The following is a 6,439-nucleotide window of genomic DNA, read 5'->3' as shown; positions in this document are numbered from 1 at the left end:
CCGGCAGATCCGCGTACCAGTCGTAGAACGACAACATCGCCCCGCCGATCAGCGAGAAGAAGCGGGATCCCACCGCGTAGGACGCCATCGAGAAGGCCGGGATCGGCGTGAAACCGGCCACGCGGTCGGGGCCGTGCGTCTTGATCGTGTGCACGTGCGCCGCGGCGATCATCTCCGTCGCCTCGTCCCAGCCGACCCGCACCAGCCCGCCCCGCCCCCGCACCGACTGGTAGCGATGGCGCTTCACCGGGTCCGACACGATCTCCGCCCACGCCGCGACCGGATCCCCCAACCGGGATCGCGCCTCCCGGAACATCTCCACCAGCACACCCCGCGCGTACGGGAACCGGACCCGCGTCGGCGAGTACGTGTACCAGGAGAACGCCGCCCCCCGCGGACACCCCCGCGGCTCATACTCCGGACGATCCGCCCCCACACTCGGATAATCCGTCTGCTGGGTCTCCCACGTGATGATCCCGTCCTTGACGTACACCTTCCACGAACACGACCCCGTGCAGTTCACCCCATGCGTCGAACGCACCACCTTGTCATGACTCCACCGATCCCGATAGAACGCGTCCCCCCGCCGTCCGCCGACCTGGTAGAGGGCGCGCAGGTCGGGGGAGACGGTGCCGGGGTGCAGGTATCGGCCCAGCCGGACGAGGGCGTCGTCCATCGGCCCGTCGATGCCCGCCATCGCCCACCCCTGTCCCCTTCGGCTACATCAGGGATGCTCCGTCACGCTTCGTGACAAACCATGTGCGAAGAGGTGTGGCGTCCGTTCTGGGTGGTGTCGTGCGAGCGGGGATGTGACGGCGGGCCCGGTCTCTCGGGACTTTGGTCACTACAGGAAGATCATCGTGAGGCGGTTGACTCGTCCCACATCCACCTGGAGTCCCCGGGCTCCGCACGGGTCCGACGCGCCGCCCAGCAGGAGGTTTTCCCCTTGACGATCGCCGAGCGGCCGGTTCACGGCCCGGTACCGCCCGTGCCCGGGAGCGGGCTGCCCGTGCTCATCCAGGGAGGAATGGGAGTAGGCGTGTCCGGGTGGCGGCTGGCGCGGGCCGTCGCCCGGACCGGACAGCTCGGGGTGGTCTCCGGTGTGGCGCTGGACGTCACCCTGGCCCGGAGGCTCCAGCAGGGCGACCCGGGAGGGCATCTGCGCGCCGCGCTGGCCGCGTTCCCGGTGCCCGCGATCAGCGAGCGGATCCTGGCCCGGTACTACGTGCACGGCGGCATCGCGCCCGGCGTGCCGTACCGGCCGGTGCCCCGGCTCGGCCTGCGCCCGAACCGGGCGCGCGACGAGCTGGCCGTGGCCGCGAACTTCGCGGAGGTGTTCCTGGCCCGGCGCGACGGCGGCCCGGTCGGGATCAACTATCTGGAGAAGATCCAGATGGCGACGCCCGCGGCGGCCTACGGGGCGATGCTGGCCGGTGTCGACTTCGTGCTGATGGGGGCGGGCATCCCGTCCCAGATCCCGGGGCTGCTCGACCGGCTCGCCGCGCACATGCCGGGCGAGGTCTCCGTCACGGTCGCGGGAGCGGAGGCGGGGGAGCGGCACACGGTCGGCATCGACCCGGCCGCGGTGCTCGGCCGCGCCGCCACCGCCGAGCCCCTGGCCCGGCCGCGGCTGCTGGCCATCGTGTCCTCCGACGTCCTGGCGGCCTATCTGGCGCGTACGCCGGAGACCCGGCCGGACGGGTTCGTGGTGGAGACGCCGGTCGCGGGCGGGCACAGCGCCCCTCCGCGCGGCCGGATGCGCCTGGACGACACCGAGCAGCCGGTGTACGGGCCGCGTGACGAGGCGAACCTCGGCAAGATCGCGGCGCTGGGCCTGCCGTTCTGGCTCGCCGGAGGGTACGCGAGCCGGGACGGGGTGGCGCGGGCGCGGGCGGCGGGTGCGGCGGGCGTCCAGGTGGGCACGGCGTTCGCGTTGTGCCGGGAGTCCGGCCTGGACGACAAGCAGCGGCGGCGGCTGCTGGAGCGGGCCGGGGCGGGCGCGCTGCGGGTGCGCAACGACCCGCACGCCTCGCCGGCCGGTTTCCCGTTCAAGGTGGCCGGGCTGGAGGAGACCCTGGCCGAGGCGGAGGTGTACGAGCGGCGTCCCCGGCTGTGCGACCTCGGCCATCTGCGCACGCCGTACGTGCGGCCGGAGGGCGGGGTGGGGTTCCGCTGCCCGGCAGAGCCGGTGGACGCGTACCTGCGAAAGGGGGGCCGGGCGGAGGAGACGGACGGCCGCAGGTGCCTGTGCAACGGCCTGGTCGCCGCGATCGGTCTCGGGCAGCACCGCCCGGACGGGTACGAGGAGCAGCCGCTGCTCACCCTCGGCCAGGACCTGGACTTCCTCGCCCGGCTGCCCGAGGGGTACGGCGCGGCCGACGTGGTCGCCCACCTGCTCGGGGATGCGGACCCGCGCGGGACGCGGGTGGGGCACTAGGCTGTCGCCCCGGACCACGCGGTTGGGGAGGCGCAGGGGTGAGGCCGGCCCGGATTCAGGACGTCGCGCAGCGCGCGGGCGTCTCGTGGAAGACGGTGTCGAACGTGCTGCACGAGCGGGCCAACGTGCGCCCGGAGACCCGGGCGCGGGTGCTCGCGGCGATCGAGGAGCTCAACTACCGGCCCAGTGTGGCGGGCAGGCAACTGCGCATGGGGCGGGCGAACCTGCTCGCGCTGGCCGTGCCCGCGATCGGGAACCCGTACTTCAGTGAGCTGGCGCACGTGATGATCGAGCGTGCGGCGCGGTCGGGGTACACGGTGCTGATCGACGAGACGCACGGCCGGGGTGAGCGGGAGGGCGTGGTCGCCGAGGGGTTCCGGGTCCGCGTCATCGACGGGATCGTGTTCAGCCCGCTGGAGATGACCGGGCCGCAGATCGCCGCCCGCAGGGACGACACGCCGATCGTGCTGATCGGGGAGCACGTCACCTGCGAGGAGTCCGGTCTGGACCATGTGGCGATCGACAACGTGGCGTCGGCGGAGGAGGCGACGCGGCACCTGCTGGAGACGGGCCGGCGCCGGATCGCCTTCCTCGGGCACCAGTCCGGGCGGCCGCGCGGCACCGGTGACCTGCGGTTGCGGGGGTATGAGCGGGCGCTGGCGGCGGCGGGGGCGCCGGTCGATCCGGAGCTGGTGCTCGCGGCGGACGCGTTCTCGCGGGAGGAGGGCGCGGCGCGGGTGGCGGAGTTGCTGGCCCGGCCGCGGGTCCCCGCGTTCGACGCGCTGGTCTGCGCCAACGACCTGCTCGCGATCGGCGCGATGCGCGCCCTGCGCGGCGCGGGGGTCGATGTTCCGGGGGATGTGGCGGTGCTGGGGTGGGACGGCACGCCGGAGGGGGCCTTCTCCCACCCCGCGCTGACGACCGTCGCCCCGGACAAGGAGGAGCTGGCGCGCGTCGCCGTCGAGGCGCTGCTGCGGCGGATCGAGGGCGACGCCTCGCCTCCGGCCGCGTACGTCGTCCCGCACCGGCTGGTGGTGCGGGAGAGCACGGGGCCGGGGCGGCGTCTCGGCCGTTGACGCCGTTCCGCCCGCCGTGTCGAAGGTGCCGGGCCGGGGGCCGGACGTCGCGGCGCCGTCACGGTCGCGGGATCACGCGGCCGGCCGATCCCGGACGGGTCACCGTTCGGCGTCCTGGGGGTACCAGCGCAGCTCGACGGTGTTGTCGTCCGGGTCACGGACATAGACCGACTGGGCGACGCCGCGGGCGCCGAACCGGGGGACCGGCCCCTCCAGCACGGTGAGGACGCCGGAGTCGATCACCTGCTGCCAGTCGACCGGATCCACCACGAGGCAGATGTGGTCCACGTTCGACCCGCCGCCCGGGCGTTCGACCAGGTCGATGATGGTGGACTCGTTGATCCGTACGGACGGGAAGGGCGCCTTGCCCGCTCGCCACTCCGCGACGCGCTCCTCTTCGAGTCCGAGTGTTCCCGAGTAGAACTTCAGTGCCCGTTCGGCGTCCCGCACGTTGAGCACCAGGTGGTCGAAGGCTTTCACGCGCACCGGCGGTCTCCTTCATGGGGTTTGGAGGACTGGCCTGTTCAGGGGTGGGTCGCCAACGCGTCGTCGGGGACGGTGCGTGAGGTCCGCCGGCGGGTGCCGAGGGTGAGGAGCAGCGAAGCCGTGGTCAGTGCGACGCCGAACCAGACGACACTCGTGACACCCAGATGGTCGGCGAACAGTCCGCCGAAGAGCGCCCCGAGCGCGATGGAGGTGTTGTAGGCCATGGTGTTGAGTGACATCGCGGCTTCGAAGGTGTCGGGCGCGGCGGCCTGTGTCATGTTGATCTGGGAGAGCTGGACGACACCGAAGGAGACTCCCCAGAGAATCATCGTGATGAGCGATCCGGCCTGCCCGTGAGCGATGGTGAGCAGCAACAGCAAGGACGTCACGAGTCCCGCGCAGCCGGCGATGAAGCTGCCCCTCAGGTTTCTGTTGACGGTGTGTCCGGCGATGAAGTTCCCGGCCGCGCCTCCCGCGCCGTAAACCATCAGCACCACGGTGATGACGAAGGGTGTGGCGGATGCGCTGTGCTCCAGGTAGGGGCGCACGAACGTGTACGCGCCGAAATGGCCGAGCACGAAGAGGACGACGGTGAACAGCACCCGGCGTAGCTGCGTGTTCTTCAGCGGGAGGCCGAAGACCTCCCGCACCGAGACCGCGTTCGTCGACGGCAGCGATGGAATGGTGGCGACGACCGCGAGGAACACCAGCGCGCTGAGGCCGGCCCAGATGAGGAACGTGGTTCGCCAGCCGGTGAGGCCTTCCAGGATCGTTCCCAGCGGTATGCCCACGACCGCGGCGATCGAGATGCCGGACATCACGATCGCGGCCGCCCGGCTCGCGTGGCGTTCCGGAACGAGGCGCATCGCCATGCTCACGCCGATGGCCCAGAAGACTCCGCTGGCGAAGCCCATGATGAGCCGCGTCGTCAACACCAGCGGATAGGTCGGTGCGAGGGCGGTGATCGTGTTTCCCAGGGCCAGTATCGCCAGGAGCGTGGACAGCAGGACGCGTCGGTTGACGCGCCTGGTCCATGCCACGATGAAGGGCACGCCGAGCCCGGCCGAGACGCCGTACAGAGTGACCATCAGCCCGGCGAGGCCCACGGATATGCTCAGGCTCGCGCTTACCGGGGTGAGCAGGCCGACGGGCATCAGCTCGGTCGTGAGGAAGACGAAGAGGCTGGCTGTGATCGCTGAAACGCCGAGCCATGCTCTCAGGGGCGAGCGCGGGTGTTCGTCGTAGGTGGCCATGTCTTCTTTCTGCTTTTCCTGGGCGGAGATTCGTGACGGCCCCGGCGGCGCGGCGAGACCGCTCCGGCGGCGAGGCCGCGGCGCCGTTGCCGCTGACCTGCCGCACCTGTCCGATCGGCCGGCCGGGGACCGGCGGAAGCGCGTGACGCGGCCGTGGAGGGGCCGTGGTGACGGGCGCCCGCGTCCGGGGTTCCGTCCTGTACTCAAGGGTGCGCGAGCATCGATCGATGAGTCCAACGCATAGTTTTCATCGATATCGATCGTGATGCACTATGGCTGTATGGAGCTGCAGCAGTTGAGGTATGTCCTCGCGGTCGCGGAGACCAGGAACTTCACCCGGGCGGCCGAGCGATGCCGTGTGGTGCAGTCGGCGCTCAGTCATCAGATCGCCGGTTTGGAGCGGGAGCTGGGCGCGCGGCTGTTCGAACGGACCAGCCGGCGTGTACGGCTGACGCCGGCCGGAGAGGCGTTCCTGCCCGCGGCCCGGGAGTGTCTGGAGGCCGCGGCCCGTGCGCGGGCCGAGGTGGCCGCCGCGGGCGGGGAGGTCCGCGGGCGGCTCGCCGTCGGCGCCATCCCCACGGTGGCGGCCGTCAACCTGCCGGTCACCCTCAGGGAGTACCGTCGGCGCTATCCGCGGGTGCACATCACGCTCACCTCGGCGGGCAGCGAAGAGCTGATCGAACGGGTCCGGCGGGGCGGCGTCGACGTCGCGTTCCTCGGCCTGCCGCCCCGCGCGGAACCGAAGGGCGTCCAGAGCCGCCGGCTCGGCGGAGGCGAGCTGGTCGCCGTGGTCGCGTCCGACTACCACCGGACGGAGGACGAGGCGGACCTGCGGAGCCTGGCGGACGAACCGTTCATCGACTTCCGCGCCGGCGCGGCCGGGCGGGCACAGTCGGACGAGGCCTTCGCGGCCGCAGGAGTGCGACGCGAGGTGCCCTTCGAGGTGTCGTCCGCCGACTTCATGGTCGATCTGGTACGGCAGGGCCTCGGGGTGGGCATGTTGCCGGCCGCGTACGCGCCGCGCTTCCCCGACCTGCGCATGATCCGCCTTCGGGATGCTCCCTCGCGGGTGGAGCACCTGATCTGGGACAAGCGGCCGTCTCCGGCGGCCACGGCCTTCCTTGAGCTGATCGGCGCCGGTCACAGCTAGTCCCGTACTTCGCGGGTGGTTGGTTCGGCTGATGTCG

Annotated in this window: 6 protein-coding genes; 3 read left to right on the top strand and 3 right to left on the bottom strand. The window is 71.8% G+C overall.

What is annotated here, in order from left to right; translation table 11 throughout:
- The coding region (locus AWQ70_RS33140) for a molybdopterin-dependent oxidoreductase (RefSeq protein ID WP_169808778.1) at window positions 1–697 on the bottom strand (697 nt) is incomplete at its 3' end.
- A gap of 330 nt (window positions 698–1,027) precedes the next feature.
- Here AWQ70_RS33140 and AWQ70_RS33135 point away from each other — a divergent pair.
- The gene (locus AWQ70_RS33135) at window positions 1,028–2,437 is read left to right on the top strand and encodes a nitronate monooxygenase (protein ID WP_067185321.1); all 1,410 of its coding nucleotides are present in this window, start codon (window positions 1,028–1,030) and stop codon (window positions 2,435–2,437) included.
- A gap of 38 nt (window positions 2,438–2,475) precedes the next feature.
- Window positions 2,476–3,513 carry a LacI family DNA-binding transcriptional regulator gene (locus AWQ70_RS33130; RefSeq protein WP_218004747.1) on the top strand — a complete coding sequence of 346 codons (1,038 nt, stop codon included), beginning with the start codon at window positions 2,476–2,478 and terminating at the stop codon, window positions 3,511–3,513.
- Between the two features lie 99 nt (window positions 3,514–3,612).
- On the opposite strand, the gene AWQ70_RS33125 is transcribed toward AWQ70_RS33130, so the two are convergent.
- Both AWQ70_RS33125 and AWQ70_RS33120 read right to left on the bottom strand, forming a co-directional pair.
- Entirely contained in the window at window positions 3,613–3,999 is a 387-nt protein-coding gene (locus AWQ70_RS33125; RefSeq protein ID WP_067185287.1) for a VOC family protein, read from the bottom strand.
- A 38-nt stretch (window positions 4,000–4,037) separates the two neighbouring features.
- Window positions 4,038–5,489 (bottom strand): MFS transporter, encoded by a 1,452-nt coding sequence (locus AWQ70_RS33120; protein WP_245647262.1) that lies wholly within the window; start codon window positions 5,487–5,489, stop codon window positions 4,038–4,040.
- Between the two features lie 43 nt (window positions 5,490–5,532).
- On the opposite strand from AWQ70_RS33120, the gene AWQ70_RS33115 reads away from it, so the two are divergent.
- Window positions 5,533–6,402 carry a LysR family transcriptional regulator gene (locus tag AWQ70_RS33115; RefSeq protein WP_067185283.1) on the top strand — a complete coding sequence of 290 codons (870 nt, stop codon included), beginning with the start codon at window positions 5,533–5,535 and terminating at the stop codon, window positions 6,400–6,402.
- Window positions 6,403–6,439 lie beyond the last annotated feature (37 nt).

Origin of the sequence: Microtetraspora niveoalba (assembly GCF_001570405.1) — a bacterium.
Lineage (GTDB): Bacteria > Actinomycetota > Actinomycetes > Streptosporangiales > Streptosporangiaceae > Microtetraspora > Microtetraspora niveoalba.
This window is presented reverse-complemented; position numbering and strand designations above follow the sequence as displayed.

Bases quoted from the DNA above. Each gene is read 5' to 3' on its own strand.
- AWQ70_RS33135 (WP_067185321.1), top strand. From the start codon at position 1,028: ATGGGAGTAGGCGTGTCCGGGTGGCGGCTGGCGCGGGCCGTCGCCCGG.
- AWQ70_RS33115 (WP_067185283.1), top strand. From the start codon at position 5,533: ATGGAGCTGCAGCAGTTGAGGTATGTCCTCGCGGTCGCGGAGACCAGG.